Genomic DNA, 19,955 nt, shown 5'->3' on the forward strand with positions numbered 1-19,955 from the left:
AGTAAATACTACCGCACCAGTGCGTAACTACTTATTGCGCTGCTTTGCACGTGAACGGGCACGGCCACGCTCCGTGGAGTCGAGAATGATCTTGCGCACTCGCATCGCCTCCGGAGCGACCTCAACGCACTCATCCTCGTCGCAGAACTCAATTGCCTCATCCAAGGACAGCGTACGGGCCTTCGCCAACGTGACGGTCGCGTCGGCGGTTGCGGAGCGCATGTTCGTCAGCTTCTTTTCCTTCGTGATGTTGATGTCCATATCCTCATCACGGTTGTTCGCACCAACGACCATTCCCTCGTAGGTCTCTGCACCAGGCTCCACGAAGAAATCGCCACGGTCCGCGAGCTGCGTCAGCGCGTACGCGGTGACCTGGCCAGAGCGGTCAGCGACCAGCGAACCGGTCGGACGGCCCTTGATCTCGCCCGCCCATGGGCGGTGCTCAATCGAGTAGGAGTTCGCAATGCCAGCGCCACGGGTCTCGGTCAGGAACGTCGTGCGGAAGCCAATCAGGCCACGAGCCGGAACGTCGAACTCCATGCGAACCCAATCGCCGGAGCCCGTGTTGCCCATCGCCGTCATCTGGCCCTTGCGGGCCGCCATCAGCTGGGTAACAGCACCCTGGTGTTCGGAGGGGACGTCGATAACCATGTGGTCGTACGGCTCGTACACCTTGCCGTCGATCTCCTTGGTCACGACCTGCGGCTTACCAACGGTCAGCTCAAAGCCTTCACGACGCATCGTTTCAATCAGCACGGTCAGGGCCATCTCGCCGCGACCTTGCACTTCCCAGGTGTCCGGACGCTCGGTCGGCAACACCTTGATGGAGACGTTACCGATGAGCTCCTGGTCCAGGCGCGCCTTGACCATGCGGGCGGTCAGCTTATCGCCACCGTTGCGCCCAGCCATCGGCGAGGTGTTCACACCGATCGTCATAGAAATTGCGGGATCGTCAATCTTGATGCGTTCGAGCGGCTCAATGTGGTCGACGTCGCACAGCGTGTCACCAATCATGATTTCGTCGATGCCCGACACTGCAGCGATGTCACCCGCGACGACGCCGTCCTTCGCCGGAACTCGGTCGAGCCCCTCGGTGACCAGCAGCTCGGCAATCTTCACGTTCTTCACGTGCTGCTCACCCTCGGCGTCATAGTGCACCCAAGCAACAGTGTCGCCCTTCTTGACGGTGCCCTTGTACACGCGAATCAGCGCGATACGGCCCAGGAACGAAGAGGAGTCAAGGTTCGTGACCTGCGCCTGCAGCGGTGCATCGATCTCAGCGGAAGGCTCCGGCAGCACGTCGTAGATGACGTTGAACAACGGGAGCAGATCATCATTGTCAGGCAGATTACCGTTGCCTGGGTTCTCGAGCGAAGCCCGGCCAGCGCGACCCGACGTGTACAGCACAGGGAGCTCGAGCAGGTTCTCCGCGGCCTCTGCTGCCTCCGGATCCTCCAGCCCCGCACCAAGCTCGAGCAGCAGGTCCTGGGCCTCTTCAACGACTTCGTCAATGCGGGCATCCGGGCGGTCGGTCTTATTTACGCAGATGATGACCGGCTTCTTCGCTTCCAACGCCTTGCCCAGCACGAAACGAGTCTGCGGCAGCGGGCCTTCGGAGGCGTCGATAAGCAAGACAACGCCGTCAACCATGGACAGGCCACGCTCGACCTCACCACCGAAGTCGGCGTGACCCGGCGTATCGATCACATTAATAACAAGGTCTGTACCGTTCTTGCCCTTCCCCTTGCGGCGGATAGCGGTATTCTTCGCCAAAATGGTGATGCCACGCTCGGACTCGAGCTCGCCGGAATCCATCACGCGGTCACCGTGTTCGCCGTGGTCAGAGAATACGCCGGACTGCTCCAGCATTGCGTTGACCAATGTAGTCTTGCCGTGGTCAACGTGAGCGACAATCGCTACGTTTCGAAATTCAGGATGCGACACTGAAACCGGTGCTCCTTCGCATAGGTGGAAATAACGGTTAAATGCTACTCGCAAAGCACAAAACATGCACCTTGTAGCCCGCTCCCCACTTGACCCTGTTACAAAAGTGACTATTGTGACTAGGGTTATGGCTTTTCGACGGCCACCCTACCTGTCATGCGAAGGAAAGTTAGGTCACCACGTGCGCCCCTCCCACTTCACGCGTCGCGCCGCGATCCGCCTTACTACGCTCTGCGCTGCGTGCGCCCTCGTTACTGCACCACTCGCGAGCGCTCAACAGCCCAGCATCCCGTCATCTCTCTCATCCGCGGTTGATGGACTCGGACGCCCCACGAACAACACCGTTGCTCGCGTCAACCAATTCGCAGATCAGCCCTTCGTACCGCCACAGGTAGCTAACGCACTGCGCACCGCCGTAAACTTCTTCGCCGGTACAGGCGAACTTGGCGGCCCGCCACTGCCAAAAGACGCACCGGCGTTTACGCAGTTCTACTGGCCGACGGTCTCTAGTAACTGCATCGGTCCAGGCCTGCACTCCACGGCCTCCGCACTCGTTGTACCTGGACCCGCACCCGCACCAGCCCCAGGCGCCAAAGCTGGGGAAGCCACATTCGTGTTTACCGCCCTCGGTACTCCACCAGCGGCAGAGCGTCAAGGCCTCATGAACGCGTACTGGATCAACCTCAACTCGGGCAAGACCGGTGTAACGCCGCTTGCGAATAATCAGATAAACCCAACAGGACCAACCACCCTGTCCGCAACCGCAAAAACAGGGCCCGGCAAAGTCCTCGCAGTGATCAATGGTGCCGCGCGCACCGAAAACAATGTCTGTCACTTCGCCCCAACAGCAGCACAGTTCAACGTAAGGTAGCCAGCCTATGACCGTCGATCTTCATCCAGTGAAGCAGGAAACCTTCGACATCTCCGCGAAGGTCAACACCGATCCGAAGGGGTTCCTGCGCCAGGTGGATGTCTTCACGACGACCAACTTCGGCCTCTACATGGCCCGAGGCGCAAACCACCCACGGTTTGGATACTTGGAAAGCTGGCTGCTTCCATCGCTTGGTCTCCGCGCAAACATCTTCCACTTCCGCCAAGGCATCGATGTACAACAAGATTTCTACTTCGACGTCGCAGATATCACCGAAACAGATGGCGTCTGGCAGACGCGCGACCTCTACGTCGACCTAGTGTCCCTGACCGGACGTCCGATCGAAGTCCTTGACATCGACGAGCTTGCCGCGGCGACGTCCGCAGGGCTTATCACTGCAGAAGAAGCTGAACGCGCCATGGAAGTGACCCTCAACGCCGTCGAGGGAATTACCCGCCACGGCGACGACGCGATGCGGTGGCTCTCCAGCCTCGGCATCGACCTCACTTGGGCAGAGCGCGTCACGCTCACCCCGGCTGACTAACGCCGCTCAATAGTCACGTCGAAGTAAACGGCACCTCGCCTAGCTCTGTGCTCCTGCTCCTGGGCCGCCCACATATCCCAAAACGGCGCATACCCTGGGTCACGCTGCAACGCCCGCGAACGACGCAGCGACTCTGCCGCCTCTACCCACAGCGTGTTCACACAGCCACGCGCCCGCGCCGCCGCGATCGACGCCTCGGTCACTGCACCAACGCCCTCAATAATAAGGTCGCCTTCTGGGTCAAGGCTGACCCACTCCCCGCGGCGTTGACACTCCCAGTCCCAACGCCAGTATCCCGGCTCATTGAGCGAAAGTACATCCCGCTCCACAATTCTGGATCCTTCTTCAAGCCCGCTCCAGCCAGGATAAAACTCATCGCAATGCACCACTCGAACGCTGAGCGCAGCACCAATTTGTTCAGCCAATGTGGTTTTGCCGGCGCCGGAGGGGCCGTCGATAAGCAGTGTGTAAGCCATGAGCTACGAGACGCTCCACACTGGCCGGAAGTACCCAGTGGCAACTGAAAGCCCCAGCGCGACGCACGCGACAGCGATGCATACAACCATGACAACCCAATCGCGCCTGGTAAGCCGCGACTCTCGAGCCCACGTACGCTTTTGCGGGCCGCCGAATGCGCGAGCCTCCATCGCGGTAGCAAGCTTGCCTGCCCTGCGCAGAGACATCACCAGCAAGCCGAAGGCCAACGAAAACCAATACTTCACGCGTCCCGTATCAGCAATGCCACGGGCACGGCGCGCCATTCGCATCGCCTCAACATCCTCACGAAGCAGCGTCAACATACGAAACGCAGCGACTGATCCCAGAACGAAGCGCTCTGGCAGCTTCAACACCTGGGACAGCCCATCGCCAAGATCCGTTGGATCCACGTGCGCAGACAACACAATGACGGGCAGCGCAATGGCAAACACGCGAAGCACCATTGATAATGCGAGCGAAATGGACAGCTCCGTCACATGGATGAGACCCCACTCAAGGTAGGTTTCCCCACCTGACTGGCCGTATAGCGCCATCGGGATACCCGCGAGCGGGGCAACAACAAGAATTGGTAACGCGCGTTTGAAAAACGTCCTAAATGACAGCCCGCACAGCGGCACGACTGCCAGCGTAAACGCAATGGCGACAACTGCAGAAACCCAATCGATCGTCACCATAAGCGGTGTAGTCAGCAACGCCAATCCCAGAATCCGCGTTACCGGATTCACCCCATTGAGCACGTTCATTCCCGCACCCCGCCTTCCGCATTCATCTCGTTGCGCAGCTCCTCCATATGGTCGCCCAACGAACTGACGAAGGCCTCATCGTGAGTAATTGAGATGATGGTTTTCCCCTCGTCGGCCAACTCACGGATCAACGAAACTACCTCTACAAAGGTTTTGTCATCCTGCCCAAAGGTCGGCTCATCAAGAATGAGGAGCTCAGGGGCATTCACTAGCGCAGTCGCTACCGAAAGCCTGCGCTTCTCTCCTCCTGAAAGTGTAAAGGGATTTGCTGCTACTACGTGTTCAAGCTTCAGTCGTTGCAACAGCTCATCGACGCGGTGTGCCGACGCACCCGACAACGCAACTTCATCGCGCACATTCGCGGTCACGAACTGATGCTCCGGTTCCTGGAACACATAGCCAATCCGTTGGGCCAAGTCCTTCGACTTCCAGCGGTGCGACGGTGTAGTCAGCCCGCTTCGAATCCGCGGCGAGTACTCCAAAGTGCCACTGAGTGGCGCGACGAGCCCAGCGAGCGCTTGCACTAGCGTCGTCTTTCCAACACCGTTCTTGCCTGTAATCACGGTAGAAAAGCCCTCTGGTACCGCGATGTTGCGGGGTGAACCGAATGCAACCCGGAGATTCTCAGTACGCAGCGCGCTTACCGCGCTGGCAGGGACCTTCAACGCTGGCGGCAACTGCGGTGGCATTGGGAGCTGATCCGGGCCGCTGCGCTGTAGCCCATCCGCGGTGAGGTGGTAGAACGTGTCCACGAAGCCTACCCAGTGTGCAGGTCGGTGCTCCACCACAATCAAGGTCGCCCCTGTGCGGCGACACACGGCATCGACTGCCCGCACAACATCGTCGCGCCCTTCCGGGTCAAGGTTTGCCGTCGGCTCATCCAGCAGAATGATGTCAGCGCCCATGGCCAATACTCCCGCCAATGTGAGTCGCTGCTTCTGCCCACCAGAAAGGTGCGCGGTGTTGTGGTCCAACGGCACATCCAGGCCCACTGCATCCAGCGCAGCTCGCACACGGGGCCAGATTTCCTCTGGCGGAATCCCCATATTCTCGGCACCAAACGCAACGTCGTCGCCAACGCGAGTCAAAATCGTTTGTGCCTCTGGGTCCTGCATCACCATGCCAACCGTGCCGTTGACACTCACGGAGCCAAGAACTTGGCCTTCCTCACCATCTGCCGCCAACCCAGCTAAAACGGCAAGCAGCGTTGACTTGCCAGCGCCAGAGTCTCCCGTGAGCAGCACGCGCTCCCCACGAGAGACGGTCAAGTCCACCCCGGTAAACGCAGGCTTCGGGCGAGTCGCGTGTTTATAGCCCAGGCCCTGTGCCTGGATGACCTGGTCCCCCGTAGCCACCGAGGCTACACCTCCTGTTGGAACCGCTCGCGTCCTGCACCGAAGCGGTCAAGCGCACCAGTCTTAGCCAGAGCATCAACCAAGAGTTTTGCAACAATACCAGCAAGCAACGCGCCCGATACCAGCATGCAGCTGAGGTAAATCACGTTGAACGCCAGGCCCATCGCGAAGTTGGCAGACAGGAACAGCTCAAGCACGAACGCGCCCACTGCGCTGCCCATACCGGCAAGCACCGCCACAGTCGTCGAAAACTTCTTGTAGGCGAAGATCAGGAACACGATCTCTGCACCGAGACCCTGTGCCAATCCTGAATACAGCGTCTCGATCCCCCACTGGCTTCCGATGACCGCGGACACAGACGCCGCCAGCACTTCCACGAACACCGCAGCGCCAGGCTTGCGAATTACCAACCCACCAAGCGTGCCACCGAGGAACCAGATACCGGTGAACAGGCCACCAAGACCCGGGGTGAGCGCATCAAAGGCCTTAAATCCTGCGTACCCGACGCTGTTCCACATCCAAAAAATGAGCCCGCATGCCACCCCCAAAACGGCTGCAGTAACAATATCAATGACACGCCACGAATGGCTTCCACGCGTATTCATACGCTTACATTCCTTCCTAAACGCCGGCATTACCCGGATCAGGTTCAACGGTTCGCTTGTGCATCTCAGCCTTCGCTTTTCTCTCCAACGAAGACACCCGTGTATGAAGTTGTGACAATACTGTACATTCCCTAAACGCTACGCCACAATCGCAGTATTCATCGCTGCGATTGTGGCGTAGCGCACGTAACAAATCAGCAGGTGGGACCTACTCTCCTACTCCCAATTCAATGTTGAGGCCAGGCACCGAATTAATCAGGTTCTGTGTGTACGGATCCTGAGGGTTATCGAAGATGTCATCGGCCCGGCCCTGCTCCACTGCCTTACCCTGCCGCATCACCACAATGTCATCAGCAGTCTGGCGAACCACCGCTAGGTCGTGAGTGATGAACAGATATGAAAGGCGCATCTCCTCCTGCAGCTGAGTCAGCAACTGGAGAATCTGGTTTTGAACGAGCACGTCCAACGCCGAAACAGCCTCGTCGAGGACAATCACTTCCGGACCCAATGCCATCGCGCGTGCAATTGCGATGCGCTGGCGCTGGCCACCGGATAGCTCATTCGGGTATCGACGCATCGCCGATCGCGGCATCTGCACCAAATCAAGCAACTCGGCGACTCGCGCCTCGCGCTCCTTTCGGCTACCGACCTTGTGCAGCGTCAACGGTTCCTCAATGCAGCGGTAAATGGAATACATCGGGTCCAGCGAACCATATGGATTCTGGAACACCACCTGCATCTTGCGGCGCATTTCAAACAACTCGCGCCCCTTGAGCTTCGCGATATCTTGTCCTTCAAACAAGACACGGCCACTCGTTGGCTCCAAGAGGCGAAGCGCCATGTTCGCCACCGTGGACTTACCGGAGCCGGACTCACCGACGAGCGCAAGCGTCGTGCCGCGGCGAACGTCGAACGTGACGTCGTCTACAGCACGAAGCACCTTTTGCTTGCCCTTCTGCCCGCGGACGTCGAACTCTTTCACCAAGTTCTGCACGCTCAGCACCACTTCTTCGGAGTCGTGGTGACCCGAGGCGAGTTCCTCGCTTGACTCAATGCCCTGAGCTTTCGCGCTCTGGATACGAGCGGATGCCAAGGAAGGTGCGGCAGTAACGAGGCGCTTCGTGTACGGGTGCTGCGGGTTGCGCAGAATCTGCAGGCTCGGCCCCTTCTCAACGATGCGTCCGCGGTGCATGACTAGCAGGTGATCCGCGCGCTCGGCGGCCAGTCCCAAGTCGTGCGTGATGAACAGCAGCGCTGTGCCGAGTTCCTCCGTCAGCGTCTCCAGGTGGTCGAGAATCTTCTTCTGCACCGTCACATCCAACGCGGATGTTGGCTCGTCGGCAATCAACAACTCTGGGCGTGCCGCGAGACCGATAGCGATGAGCGCACGCTGTCGCATACCACCCGAGAACTCGTGCGGGTACTGTTTGGCGCGGCGTTCGGCCTCTGGAAGTCCCGCTTCCTCGAGCAGTTGGACGACGCGCGCGTGGCGTTCAGAGCCCTCCACCACATGGTTTGCGCGAAGGGACTCCTCTACCTGTGTGCCAATCCTCCACACTGGGTTGAGGTTGCTCATCGGGTCCTGCGGTACAAGCCCTATTTTGTTACCCCGGACCTTCTGCCACCCCTTCTCATCAAGCTCGGTGAGCTCTTCACCGTTGAGCTTGATGGAACCATTGGTGACCTTGCCTGTTCCGGGCAACAATCCCAGGATGGACATCGCTGCAGTGGACTTTCCCGATCCGGACTCACCCACGATAGCGATCGACTGACCTGGGTACACCGTCAAGTCAAAGTCACGCACCGCTTCGACAACACCGGTAGTCGACTCGAATGTAACTTTCAGGTCCGCTATCTCGAGTAGCGGTTGATCTTGTAACTCGCTCATCGTTTCCTCGATTTAGGGTCAAGGGCGTCGCGTACGGCGTCACCCATCATGATGAAGCTCAGCACTGTCAGTGCCAAAGCAATTGCAGGGTAGAACAGCACCATGGGCTGGGTCCTCAGGGAGGCCTGTGCAGCAGAAATGTCGCCGCCCCACGAGACGACTGTCGTCGGCAAACCGATGCCAAGGAACGACAGCGTTGCCTCTGCGACGATGAACGTACCCAGCGCGACGGTGGCGTACACAATGATCGGTGCTGCCGCGTTGGGCAAGATATGCGAGAAGATAATCCGCACGTCACTCGCTCCGAGCGCGCGTGCCGCGGTGACGAACTCGTCGTTCTTCACACCCATCACCGCGCCTCGCGCGATTCTCGCGATCTGTGTCCAACCGAACATAGAGAGCGCGAACACCACCATCCAGATGGAGCGCTGGTTCTGGAACATGGACATCACCACGATCGCTGCCAGCACGAGTGATACAGCGAAGAAGATATCCGTCAGGCGAGACAGCAAGGTGTCCCAGATACCGCCGTAGAAACCGGCGATCGCGCCGATCAGCGAACCTAGGACCGTCACGACGATCGTAGTAAGCACACCGACTGTGACCGATGCACGCGCACCATAAATTGTGCGAGCGTAAATGTCGCAGCCTTGACGGTCAAAGCCAAACGGGTGACCGGACTCCGGCGCGCCAAGTGAGCGAGACAACATGCACTCACGCGGGTCCACGCTAGTAAACAGGCCCGGCACCAGGGCAAGCAGAATGGCGAACAAAATCAGGAGTGCGGATACCCAAAACAGAGGACGGCGTCGCAACGCGCGCCAGGCCTCTCCCCACTGACTTGTGGGAGCGGACTCGTCCTGTACTGCGTCAACAGCACCGAGTCCGGTTTCGTCCGTTTCCGCGATGAAATACTCCTGCCCAGCGCGGGCAGCTGCTGTGAGATCTTGAGAGTTATGCATAGCGGATCCTTGGGTCAAGTACTGCGTAGAGCAGGTCAACTATCAGGTTGGCAACGATGTAGATGATCACCAGCACGGTGGTAAAGGACACGACTGTCGCGGGCTCACCTTTAATGATGGCCTGGTAGATCGTGCCACCGACACCGTTGATGCCGAAGATGCCTTCTGTCACAATCGCACCGCCCATGAGCGCGCCGAGGTCAGCGCCCAAGAACGTCACCACTGGAATGAGGGAGTTTCGCAGCACGTGGCGGGACATCACTGTGCCCTTAGACAGACCCTTAGCACGTGCGGTGCGCACATAGTCCGCGCGGAGGTTATCGCTGATGGATTGTCTGGTCAATCGAATCACGTACGCGCACGATAAGGCACCCAACACGACGGCAGGCATCAACAAGGCAATGAAAGACTCATTCCTGCCCACTGTTACGGGGAGCAAGCCCCACCGCACGCCCACGAGGTACTGCAGCACGAAGCCGATGACAAAGGACGGCACTGCGATTACGAACAGGGACACAACCAGCACGGTCGAATCAAAAATTCCACCGCGGCGGATTCCTGCGAAGAATCCGAAGAGAATGCCGAAGAACGCCTCAAACGCGAGTGCCATCAGGCCGAGCTTGATGGTCACCGGAAACGCATTTGCCATCACAGAGGCGACGGGCTGGCCAGAGAATGTCTTTCCGAAGTCGCCAACCATAATGCCCTTCAGATAGAGCAGGTACTGGACGATGAAAGGTTTATCGAGGTTGTATTCGGCTTCAATGCGCGCTCTCGCGGCCTCGGTCAAGCCACGATCGCCGCCGAGGGCCTGGACAGGATCACCGGGCATGAGGAACACCAGCGCATAGAGCAGCAGCGTGGCCCCAAAGAACACGGGAATCATCTGAAGGAGCCGTCGCCCGATATATCGCAACATGGTTGCAGGCTCTCCTTAATTCTTCGTTTTGAACATGAGCTTATGGACGCACCCAAACCCAACACCCCGCATGCTTGTACGCAGGCGGGGTGGGATGGGTCAGAGCGTAGGGGTTTTGTTACTTCTTGGTGATTTGCGTGTACACCGGAACGGACTTCCAGTTGAACGCGACGTTCTCAACGTTCTCCGAGGAGCCACCGTTGACGTTCGCGTACCACAGCGGAACTGCCGGCAAGTCCTTCAGGAGCTGCTCCTGCACCTTGTTGTAGATAGGTGTAGCGGCTTCGACGTCGCCCGCAGCAGCGGCTTCCTTCAGCAGGTTGTCCACCTCAGGGTTAGCGTAGTCACCGTCGTTGGAACCACCATTGGAGGCGTACAGCGGGCTCAGGAAGTTACCCAGCGATGGGTAGTCTGCCTGCCAGCCGGTACGGAATGCGCCCTTGATGGTCCTATTCGTGACGTCATCACGCAGGGACTTGAAGTCTGGGTATGCGTTGCCAACTGCATCGATGCCAAGGGTGTTGCGGATGGAGTTTGCAACTGCATCGACCCATGCCTGGTGGCCGCCATCAGCGTTGTAGGACAAGGAGAACTCGCCGGTGAATGGTTTGATCTTGTCTGCTTCAGCCCACAGGCGCTTTGCTTCCTCTGGGTTGTACTCGAGTACCTCTGCCCCGTTGAGCGAATCAGAGTGGCCAGGGATGACTGGCGAGGTGAAGTCGGTCGCCGGGGTGCGGGTGCCCTGGAAGATCGTCTTCGTGATTTCATCACGGTCGATCGCCATCGAGATAGCTTGACGACGCAGCTGTCCTTCCTCACCGTTGAAGTGCTCCAGGTTCTCCGGAATGGTGAAGGACTGGAAGATTGCCGAAGGCTGGTTTACTGCGCGGTCACCCAATTCCGTTTCGTAGCTTGCGAATGCGGAATCTGGAATAGCGTCGAGAACGTCCAGGTTGCCCGCGAGCAGGTCAGCATATGCAGCATCCTGCTGTGCGTAGAAGACGAAAGTCACGCCATCGTTCTGCGGCTTCTTGTCGCCAGCGTACTCCTCATTCGGAACGATGGTTGCGTCCTGGTTGTGGTTCCACTCCGCCAGCTTGTATGGGCCGTTGGAGATCGGGTTCTCACCGTAGGCGTCGATGTCTTCGAACGCCGAAGGGTGCATTGGGAAGAACGCGGAGTAGCCAAGGCGGGTTGGGAAATCCGCCTCAGGCTGGCTCAGCTCGATGGTAAAGGTCTTATCGTCGATGACGTTGAGGCCCTCAAGGGTTGGCACGCCTTCTGGGTCGTAGCCCTTGATGGATTCAAAGAAGCTCTCGCCGAGCAGCGAATTCGCAACGATGTAGTTCCATGCGTCAACAAAGTCGTTCGCCGTAACTGGAGTTCCGTCCTGCCACTTCACGCCGTCTTTCAGCGTGACTTTGTAGAGGGTGTCGCCCTCAAGGTCGATGGACTCTGCAAGGTCGTTGTGGATCTTGCCCTCGGTGTCGTAGTAGACGAGGCCCGAGAAGATCTCATCAATAATGCGTCCGCCACCAGTCTCGTTCGTGTTGCCCGGAATCAGTGGGTTCTGTGGCTCGGTGCCGTATGCCAGTACATAGTTGTCGCCGCCGGTCGACTCAGTCTGACCGCTCGCAGCCTCATCGTTGCCGGATCCACCACACGCAGCCAATCCGAGTGTGAGGGTTCCTACCGCCAAGATCGCTGCAGCTTTTACTGTCCGCACAGCGCCTCCTTCAGATTGTTGTTAGCTAGCTTCAATTACCTTCATTCAAGTGGACTACATCACACCCGATGAGATGCATTCTATTCCACCACATAAGATTGCGACAATGGTAAATAATTCAGGTTTCTGACATGGTTCTACACTTTTGGGGGTGCTTACTGACAGCCTTTTCACAGTTCCTTCGCCCTTGAGCGCACAAAGGTATCTAGAGAGCGCCGTGTAGACTTTCGGTCGCCCACCGCAACGATTCCTAGGAAGGGAAATACACATGGCCGGAGGTCTCCTCGCCCTCTTTGACGACGTCGCCCTCATCGCCAGAACCGCAGCTTCTTCTGCAGACGATGTGGCTTCCCTCACGGCGAAAACGTCTGCCAAAGCCGCAGGTGTCGTCATCGACGACGCCGCCGTCACGCCCCAATACGTTTCCGGCGTCACCCCGGCGCGCGAACTTCCAATGATCTGGAAGATCACGAAAGGTTCGCTACGGAACAAGTTGCTCATCATTTTGCCGATCGCGTTGGCGCTCAACGCGTTTGCGCCGTGGGCAATGGTGCCAATTTTGATGATTGGTGGCACATATTTATGTTTCGAGGGCGCCGAGAAGATCGTGCACAAATTGACCAGTGATGTTGAGGCTGACGAAGATGCGGCCGTACACCGTACTGCTCAGGACGAAGATGCACTCGTGAAAAGCGCAATTCGAACAGACCTCATCTTGAGCGCGGAGATCATGATCATCTCCCTTGACGAGGTGGCGGATCAATCCATTTGGATGGAAGCTGCCGTGCTCATTGCGGTGGGCATTTTCATCACCCTTGCGGTCTACGGCGCTGTGGCGCTGTTAGTCAAGATCGATGACATCGGCCGAGCGATGATCCAACGCGATCGCGCAGCGGGGCTGGGGCGCGCGATGGTGAAGTCAATGCCCGTTGTGCTTTCGGCGATCGGTGTGATCGGCACCGTTGCGATGCTGTGGGTTGGCGGGCACCTCATCCTTCGTGGCCTCGACGAGGTCTTTGGACTGCATGTGATTCATGAGGTGATCGAACGCGCTGTGAACACCGTGCATAACGGTGTCCTTGGTTGGTTCGTGGAGACTGGGATTTCTCTGACCGCGGGCCTGGTAGTTGGCCTGATCGTGGTCGGTGTGGTGTCCGCGATTCGGCGCGTCCGGTAAGGGGAGGTTCCATGGCAGCGCGCTCGACCCGTACGTTGGTTCGCCCCATTGGCCTTATCTTCGTTGGGTCCCTGGGCAATCAGGTCTCCGCATTGCTAGCTGCTTCCCTGTTCGTCGTCGCTAGTACCGTCAGTATTTCAACACTGCGCTTCTTGCTGGGCGCCGTTATTCTTCTCGTACTTTTTCGGCCGAACCCCCGTGAGATGTCGAAAGAGCAGTGGAAGCAAGCATTCATCTTCGGCGCGTCGATCGCGCTGATGAATCAGTTTTTGTACGCAGCTATCGCACGTATCCCCCTGGGTGCTGCAATCACTATCGATTTCTTGGGCCCCTGCTGCGTGACATTTTTTGGTATTCGGCAGTGGTGGGTTCGACTGTGGGCGCTGGTTGCTCTCGCCGGGGTTGCATTGATTGCTGGGCCTTCGTCGGGGCTCAATCCCCTGGGGGTGATGTTCGCGTTGTGCGGCGCCGCGTTCTGCGCGCTCTACACAATCTTCGCGGAAAAGGTGGGCAAGTCCTCGGGTGGAATGGGAGAGCTTGCAATCGCAATCACGATCGCAGCTCTGCTCACGCTGCCTTTTTCAATCCATGATGCAGTCAAGCTCGATGCGCATAGCTGGATGCTCCTGACGTTGGCGGGCTTCGTTGGCGTCGTCATCCCCTATATGGCAGACACACTGGCTGCGCGGTTTACATCGGCGCAGATCGTCGGCACGTTGTTCGCGATGGAGCCGGTGCTGGGCACGGTTCTCGGCGTGGCGTTTCGCGGTGACGTGCTCACTCCCCACCTGGTGTTAGGTATCTTGTGTGTCACGGTCGCGGGTGTTGTAATCGCATGGTTTGGCGCTGCTCCCCCGCCGCCTGTTGAACAGGCCCCGCGGCGCTGGCCGCAGCAATGAGGTTGTGACTTTCGGATACAGATAGGAGTATGACGCTGTGGAACTCTCTCTCCCCGTGTACCCGCTTGCGCCATCGACGTGGGGCGCCGGCGAGGAGGTGACCGTCATTGACGTCGTGCAGTCGCCTTTGTTTGCTGAATTCGGCGGCACGCGCCACACGTCATACGTGCCGGTAGTGCTCGAGCCAAACGCGGTCGAGGAAAACTGGCGGGTACGGAGGCTCGGCGCCGGTGTTCTTGGAGAGGTTGCTCAATTCGACCGCGCCCGTTACGTCGACTTGGAGCGAATTCATCAGTCGCAGCTGCTGCCGATGACGTTGGCTGCGGTGAAGTTCGATGCTGAGCACGGCAAGTTCGCCGTCGATGTGATTTTGCCACCGCCTCAGCTCGCTGTCCCTCGCAACAATGCGGGTCCTGATTGCCTTGTGCTGCCAAGCGGTGACATGGCGATCATCGATACGGAGCGAGGCGAGTTCAGCGCGGAGCAACTCGCAAGCCTGGCGCCAGGCCAGTGGTTTGTTGGACTACAAACCGCGGGTGACGCCGACGTCGTAGTCACGTTGGGTGAGCGCGTGCTCGGCTGCGTCTCGGCAGCTGACCTTGACGATGTTCGTGCCATGCTTCTCGACGCCCCTTCGCCCGACAACGGATGTATAGTCGCCCGCGCATTTTTCTTGGATGGCATGGCGGCCCTCGACATTGCTGATTATTCAGACGCAGCAGACCCGATGTGGCTGCACGTGCCTGACCTCACGCACTCTGGCCCGGACGGTGGGAAACAATTCGAGACGGTTCAGTTCCCCGACGGCTCGTGGGCTGTCACCGTTGACCGTTCCCGTGCCGCAGTTCCTACCCGGCCGAGAACGAACACTCAGGGTGCTGAGCCTGCACCGCTGGTGGACATGGACGTCGTGGAGGACGAAGGGGCGTCGATACTTGCTGAGACAGCTACGGCTGAGCCCCCTAGCAGCGACGACGGCGATTACCTGACCGAGGTTCAAAAAGCACGGCGGCGCCGCAGCCAAGACGCAGGCCGGCACCGCAAGCCCTAAAGCGCGCTATGCTGTGGAGTGAAACCGAACCTATTTGCGAGGAGGAATCATGTCCAAGATTTTGCGCACTGACCACGGGCCGAACCCAGTTACGTTCGACATTGAGCAGGCAACGCTTGATAACGATGCATTTCGTGACACTCTGTGGACCGGAAAGCACCTTCAGCTGACGGTGATGAGCATCCCAGCAGGCGGCGAGATTGGCGCAGAGATTCACGACGATCACGACCAGTTCATTCGCGTCGAATCCGGCGAGCTGCGCGCGATGATTGGCCCATCCGAAGACAATCTGACTGTTGATAAGGTCATCGGCGACGATGACGCAGCGTTCGTTCCTGCTGGCCAGTGGCACAACTTCGTGAACGAGTCCGACGCCCCGGCGAAGGTGTACTCAATCTACGCCGCTCCAGAGCATAAGCCCGGCGCTGTCCACGAGACGAAGGCCGACGCGGACGCAGACGAGCACGAACACTAGAACAGCCGAACGAGACTGCTACGTCAGTACTCGAACACCCGCCTCTATCTGGCGGGTGACTCCGCGTGCGTCTAGAAGCTCGAGCAGCGGGATGGCAACGCGGCGGGTTGTCTCGAGCGCCTGGCGCGCGTCCGTCGTGCGGAACGGCTGAGGTAAGTCCCGCAGCCTCGCGGTTGCAAGCGTGATCGCATCTGCGGCAACGACTACGCCGTCGCCGAGCCGTAGAATCCTTCCGGCCCGCTCCGCTGCCGCAAGCTCTTTCGCCCCCAGGCCGAGCTGTTCGAGATCGCGCGCCTCGGGCGCCTTAAATGGATGGGCACGAAGCTGCGCCTCGAGTTTCTGGACCCCTGGCTCCGCCTCCCCAAGATCGACCTCGGCGGTGTTGCAGACGTACCCGTCGCGAGTGTTGAGTTTCGCAGCGGCGACAGCAAGCGGCAACAGCTTCGCGTCTGGCAGATGCAGAGCTTCAACGGCCGCGCCAGTAGCTAACCCAGCCGACAGCGGATGCGCCGCAAGGTGTGCTTGCAATGCCTGCAGCAACGTGTCTTTCCACTCCATTACCTGCTGCGCGCGGATCCAGTACCCAGCGAACGCCACGGTACCTTGCGGGGGCTTATCGCCGACCTCAAATCCAAGGCTTGCCAACAGTTCTGGCCGCACTGCCACCCGTCTGGCGATCTCCACGTTGATATCCGGCAGCGTCTCAAGCTGCGCCGAGCGCTTCCGCCCGTCGCCGCGCCGGGGAAGGGCGGGCGGGTCGACGTCGATAGCCTCTACCCCGCCGAGAATTTGCTGCGCACCGGAGCCTCGCAGCACCAACCGGTCCCCGATGCTCAGCACCAGGTCGTACTCGAGGATGAGCCTGGCGTGCTTTGCACCGAACGGTCGCACTTTCGCGCTGACTCCTGCAGTACCGACGTGCACCACAACCTCCTGCGGCACGTCGTTCAGTGCAGCCCCGTGGGTATGGCGCACATCCACCACAGAGGTCGTGTGCCACTTCTCTGGCGTGCACAGCGCCGCGCCACGCGAAACTTCGTCGACGCTCACTCCGCGAAGGTTGAGCGCGACGCGCATCGTCGGCTTGGCTTCTTCAACTGCGGTGTCCTCCGACTGGATACCACGCACGGTGACTTCGCGTTGACCTGCAGCGGTCTGTAGCGTCAGCGTCTGCCCAGGTTGAATTGTTCCATTGGTGAGCGTCCCCGTAACAACGGTGCCGGCGCCTTTGATGTGAAACGCCCTGTCGACCCACATCCGGATTCGCCCGGCAGGGTCCGCCGTCGGCTGTTGCCGCAGCATCGTCACAAGCGCGCTCCTGAGTTCTTCAACCCCCTCGCCCGTCTTGGCAGAAACTTCGACGACAGGCCAACGCTCCATACTGGTACCAGCGACATTCCGTCGAGTTTCTTCAGCCACAGCTTGTCGACGCCCAGCATCCGCCTTATCCACCCGTGTCATCGCGATAACACCGTGCTGGACGCCGAACGCGTCGATAGCGTCCCGGTGATCCAATGTTTGCTGCATCCAGCCCTCGTCCGCAGCGACGACAAACAAGACATCCGTGACTGGCCCAACACCCGCGAGCATGTTCGCGATGAAGCGCTCGTGCCCAGGGACGTCCACGAACGCGATGTCTTCACCATCGACGTTGGTCCACACGAACCCGAGGTCGATCGTGAGCCCCCGGTCTTTCTCTTCCTCCCAGCGGTCCGGTTCCATTCCGGTAAGCGCTTTGACCAGGGTGGACTTTCCATGGTCGACGTGGCCAGCTGTCGCAACTACAAACACGTAACACTCAGTCCTTTCCTTGGGCCGCTCGAATCGCGGCTGCGATCTCGTGGTCGCGCTCGGGTGGCACGCAGCGCAGGTCAATCAACAACTCATTCTCGTGGACACGTCCGAGCACAACCGGGGTACCTGCCCGTAGCGGGGCTGCCAACGACTGATCAAGCGCAACAGCCCAACCGGGCAGTGGGAAGCCCGGCGCGCCGCCTCCTCCAACGCGGCCGTCGTGCGGAACCACACTGCCTCCAACCTCCGCTGCAATCGCTACTGCGCGGGCTTTGAGCTGGTCGGAGTTTGCGTGTAGGTAGTCGTGGACTGGTGTGCTGGCGATGTTCAGGCTTGCCTCCAGCGCCGCGAGGCGCAGCTTGTCGATGCGCACTGCGCGCGCCAGCGGGTGCCGCTTCAGCTTCGCAATGGCGTTCTTCGTTCCGACCATAACGCCTGCCTGCGGCCCACCAAGTAGTTTGTCGCCGGAAAACAGCACCACGTCCGCGCCATCGCGCAAAGCTGTGGTGGCATCTGGCTCGTCCGGCAGCAGCGGATCAGGGTGAAGCAGGCCCGAGCCGATGTCAGCGATCAGGGCGCAGCCGCGGGGCCGGACAAGCTCGCGAAGCTGCGCAATAGTGGTCTCCGCGGTAAACCCGTGCACCCTGTAGTTCGAGGGATGCACCTTCAGCACCGCTCCCGCGTTGTCGAGCGCCCGCTCATAGTCGAAAGGATGCGTACGGTTTGTCGCGCCGACTTCAACCAAAGACACTCGTGCGCTCTCAATGAGCTCAGGCAGGCGGAACCCCGCCCCAATCTCGATAAGTTCGCCGCGAGAGATAACGACGTCACGTCCCTCGGCGAACGTAGCCACGGCAAGGAGTAACGCCGCTGCGCCATTATTTACTACCAGCGCGTCCTCCGCCGCTGGACATGCAGCCAGGATTGCATCCGTGGCGGCCCTGCCTCTATCGCGGGATCGAACGCCTGCTGCGAGGTCCATCTCTACATCCACATATTGCGCGGCATCCACCATCGCGTCTATTGCCTGCGGGGCAAGCGGTGCTCTGCCGATGTTGGTGTGCACAACCACGCCAGTTGCGTTGAGGACTGGCGTCAGGGACCCGGGGTGGCGTCGACAAGCCCGGAGAAACTCCGGGGTGACCTCTTCAGGGGTGATCTCGCCGTCGCGGGCGCGCTGCTGCAACTTCCCTGCGAGCGCCTTAAGCGCGTGTGGCGCCAACGCGGTGTGCTCCTGCGCAGCAAGCGCAAGCAGTGCGTCTGTGCGAGGGATTCGACGGCGAGGATCATTCATGTGCTTCCCCTTACAACAACACAACGTTTTGGCGGAGACGGACAGGAATCGAACCTGCCAGGCCGAGATGCTCGACCTCACCAGTTTTGAAGACTGGGGTGGCCACCAGGACACGTACGCCTCCGAAAAGCAACGCTACCATGTGGGTATGACTGCTGATAATTCTAAGATTCGTTTGACACAGTACGCATCCGGTGGCGGGTGTGCGTGTAAGATTCCACCCGGTGAGCTCGAAGAAGCCGTCCAGGGACTGGTTGGATTCGCTGACCCCAACGTGATCGTTGGCCTCGACGACGGCGACGACGCCTCCGCGATTCACGTCCGCGACGACCTCGCCGTCATCTCCACAGCCGACTTCTTCACCCCGGTCTTCGATGACGCCTACACCTGGGGCAAGATCGCGGCCGTCAACGCGCTCTCAGACGTCTACGCGATGGGCGGCACCCCAATCACCGCCATCAACCTGCTCGCCTGGCCACGGGATGTCCTCCCCTCAGAGCTCATCCGCGACGTACTGCACGGTGGCCTGGACGCTGCCACCGCAGCCGGCATCAGCGTGACCGGCGGGCACTCGATCACCGCACCCGAGCCGATCTACGGCATGGCTGCCACCGGCATCGTGGACCCGGCCAAGCTCATGCGCAACGACGCCGCAGAGGCCGTCCTGCCCATCACCTTGACCAAGCCGATCGGCTCTGGCCTACTGAACAACCGCCACAAGGCAACCGGCGATGTCTTCCCGCAGGCCATCGAAGTAATGACCACGCTGAACAAGGAAGCCTCCGAAAAGGCAGTCGCCGCCGGTGTGAAAGCCGCCACCGACGTCACTGGTTTCGGACTCCTCGGCCACTTGTTCAAGATGGCACGCGCTTCCGGGATCGACGCCGTCATCGACCACACGAAGGTCCCATTTATCGACGGCGCCCGTGAAACGCTCGAGGCCGGCTACATCCCTGGTGGCTCGAAGCGCAACCTTGACTGGGTACGCCCCAACATCGACTCTGATCTGGACGGCGACGAGCTGCTGCTCCTTGCGGACGCCCAGACTTCCGGCGGGCTGCTCGTCATCGGCGAGATCCCCGGCTACCCCGTCATCGGCGAAACCGTCGCCGGCACTGGCCGCGTTCAGGTGAAGTAGCCGAAATACCAAACTAGAAATACAACACTGCCCCTCCAACACGGTGTGTGAGAGGGGCAGTGTTGCGTCTTA

General features: G+C 59.6%; 18 protein-coding genes, 1 tRNA gene and 1 riboswitch. Of the genes, 7 read left to right on the forward strand and 12 right to left on the reverse strand.

The features are described from left to right. Positions 1 to 27: 27 nt before the first annotated feature. Complete coding sequence (typA, locus tag BJP05_RS06440; RefSeq protein WP_070362695.1) at positions 28 to 1,944, reverse strand: translational GTPase TypA; 1,917 nt, start codon at positions 1,942 to 1,944, stop codon at positions 28 to 30. A gap of 181 nt (positions 1,945 to 2,125) precedes the next feature. Here typA and BJP05_RS06445 point away from each other — a divergent pair, with 181 nt between their 5' ends. Next, positions 2,126 to 2,815, forward strand: a complete 690-nt coding sequence (locus BJP05_RS06445; RefSeq protein ID WP_070362696.1) for a hypothetical protein — start codon at positions 2,126 to 2,128, stop codon at positions 2,813 to 2,815. Between the two features lie 7 nt (positions 2,816 to 2,822). After that, positions 2,823 to 3,359 carry a DUF402 domain-containing protein gene (locus BJP05_RS06450; protein ID WP_070362697.1) on the forward strand — a complete coding sequence of 179 codons (537 nt, stop codon included), beginning with the start codon at positions 2,823 to 2,825 and terminating at the stop codon, positions 3,357 to 3,359. Here BJP05_RS06450 and BJP05_RS06455 read toward each other — a convergent pair. The 8 genes from BJP05_RS06455 to BJP05_RS06490 all read right to left on the reverse strand — a co-directional run bounded on the left by BJP05_RS06455 (position 3,356) and on the right by BJP05_RS06490 (position 12,055). Next, positions 3,356 to 3,835: a (d)CMP kinase gene (locus tag BJP05_RS06455; protein WP_070362698.1), complete on the reverse strand. Its 480-nt coding sequence runs from the start codon at positions 3,833 to 3,835 to the stop codon at positions 3,356 to 3,358. The genes BJP05_RS06450 and BJP05_RS06455 overlap by 4 nt on opposite strands. 3 nt (positions 3,836 to 3,838) lie before the next feature. Continuing rightward, entirely contained in the window at positions 3,839 to 4,600 is a 762-nt protein-coding gene (locus tag BJP05_RS06460) for an energy-coupling factor transporter transmembrane protein EcfT (protein WP_070362699.1), read from the reverse strand. Continuing rightward, entirely contained in the window at positions 4,597 to 5,955 is a 1,359-nt protein-coding gene (locus tag BJP05_RS06465; RefSeq protein ID WP_070362700.1) for an ABC transporter ATP-binding protein, read from the reverse strand. Before BJP05_RS06465 ends, BJP05_RS06460 begins: the two co-directional genes overlap by 4 nt. Positions 5,956 to 5,960: 5 nt before the next feature. After that, on the reverse strand, positions 5,961 to 6,560 hold the full coding sequence (locus tag BJP05_RS06470) for an ECF transporter S component (protein ID WP_070362701.1): 600 nt from the start codon (positions 6,558 to 6,560) through the stop codon (positions 5,961 to 5,963). Further along, positions 6,556 to 6,671, reverse strand: a riboswitch (TPP riboswitch). (Overlaps the previous gene by 5 nt.) A 97-nt stretch (positions 6,672 to 6,768) precedes the next feature. Next, on the reverse strand, positions 6,769 to 8,448 hold the full coding sequence (locus tag BJP05_RS06475; protein ID WP_070362702.1) for an ABC transporter ATP-binding protein: 1,680 nt from the start codon (positions 8,446 to 8,448) through the stop codon (positions 6,769 to 6,771). Further along, positions 8,445 to 9,410, reverse strand: coding sequence for an ABC transporter permease (locus BJP05_RS06480; RefSeq protein ID WP_084028592.1), 966 nt, complete (start codon positions 9,408 to 9,410; stop codon positions 8,445 to 8,447). Before BJP05_RS06480 ends, BJP05_RS06475 begins: the two co-directional genes overlap by 4 nt. Beyond that, the gene (locus tag BJP05_RS06485) at positions 9,403 to 10,329 is read right to left on the reverse strand and encodes an ABC transporter permease (protein WP_070362704.1); all 927 of its coding nucleotides are present in this window, start codon (positions 10,327 to 10,329) and stop codon (positions 9,403 to 9,405) included. Before BJP05_RS06485 ends, BJP05_RS06480 begins: the two co-directional genes overlap by 8 nt. A 118-nt stretch (positions 10,330 to 10,447) precedes the next feature. Beyond that, positions 10,448 to 12,055, reverse strand: coding sequence for an ABC transporter substrate-binding protein (locus BJP05_RS06490; RefSeq protein WP_070362705.1), 1,608 nt, complete (start codon positions 12,053 to 12,055; stop codon positions 10,448 to 10,450). Between the two features lie 268 nt (positions 12,056 to 12,323). Between BJP05_RS06490 and BJP05_RS06495 the strand changes: the two genes are divergently transcribed. From BJP05_RS06495 to BJP05_RS06510, 4 genes are read left to right on the forward strand one after another with little or no spacing between them, the layout of a single operon-like run. Then, positions 12,324 to 13,232 (forward strand): DUF808 domain-containing protein, encoded by a 909-nt coding sequence (locus BJP05_RS06495; protein ID WP_070362706.1) that lies wholly within the window; start codon positions 12,324 to 12,326, stop codon positions 13,230 to 13,232. Positions 13,233 to 13,243: 11 nt separating this feature from the next. Next, positions 13,244 to 14,131, forward strand: coding sequence for a DMT family transporter (locus BJP05_RS06500; RefSeq protein WP_070362707.1), 888 nt, complete (start codon positions 13,244 to 13,246; stop codon positions 14,129 to 14,131). A gap of 37 nt (positions 14,132 to 14,168) precedes the next feature. After that, positions 14,169 to 15,182, forward strand: a complete 1,014-nt coding sequence (locus BJP05_RS06505) for a hypothetical protein (RefSeq protein WP_145945253.1) — start codon at positions 14,169 to 14,171, stop codon at positions 15,180 to 15,182. A 49-nt stretch (positions 15,183 to 15,231) separates the two neighbouring features. Then, positions 15,232 to 15,657 carry a cupin domain-containing protein gene (locus tag BJP05_RS06510; RefSeq protein WP_070362709.1) on the forward strand — a complete coding sequence of 142 codons (426 nt, stop codon included), beginning with the start codon at positions 15,232 to 15,234 and terminating at the stop codon, positions 15,655 to 15,657. An 18-nt stretch (positions 15,658 to 15,675) separates the two neighbouring features. Here BJP05_RS06510 and selB read toward each other — a convergent pair whose 3' ends face one another. The 3 genes from selB to BJP05_RS06525 all read right to left on the reverse strand — a co-directional run bounded on the left by selB (position 15,676) and on the right by BJP05_RS06525 (position 18,869). Then, positions 15,676 to 17,448, reverse strand: a complete 1,773-nt coding sequence (gene selB / locus BJP05_RS06515; RefSeq protein ID WP_070362710.1) for a selenocysteine-specific translation elongation factor — start codon at positions 17,446 to 17,448, stop codon at positions 15,676 to 15,678. 7 nt (positions 17,449 to 17,455) lie between these two features. Then, on the reverse strand, positions 17,456 to 18,745 hold the full coding sequence (gene selA / locus BJP05_RS06520) for an L-seryl-tRNA(Sec) selenium transferase (protein ID WP_070362711.1): 1,290 nt from the start codon (positions 18,743 to 18,745) through the stop codon (positions 17,456 to 17,458). A gap of 29 nt (positions 18,746 to 18,774) precedes the next feature. Continuing rightward, a tRNA-Sec gene (locus tag BJP05_RS06525) sits at positions 18,775 to 18,869 on the reverse strand. Between the two features lie 24 nt (positions 18,870 to 18,893). Here BJP05_RS06525 and selD point away from each other — a divergent pair. After that, positions 18,894 to 19,883, forward strand: coding sequence for a selenide, water dikinase SelD (gene selD / locus BJP05_RS06530; protein ID WP_070362712.1), 990 nt, complete (start codon positions 18,894 to 18,896; stop codon positions 19,881 to 19,883). Positions 19,884 to 19,955: the final 72 nt, after the last annotated feature.

The organism is Corynebacterium sp. NML98-0116 (genome assembly GCF_001767255.1).
In the GTDB taxonomy this organism is placed as follows: Bacteria; Actinomycetota; Actinomycetes; order Mycobacteriales; family Mycobacteriaceae; genus Corynebacterium; species Corynebacterium pseudogenitalium.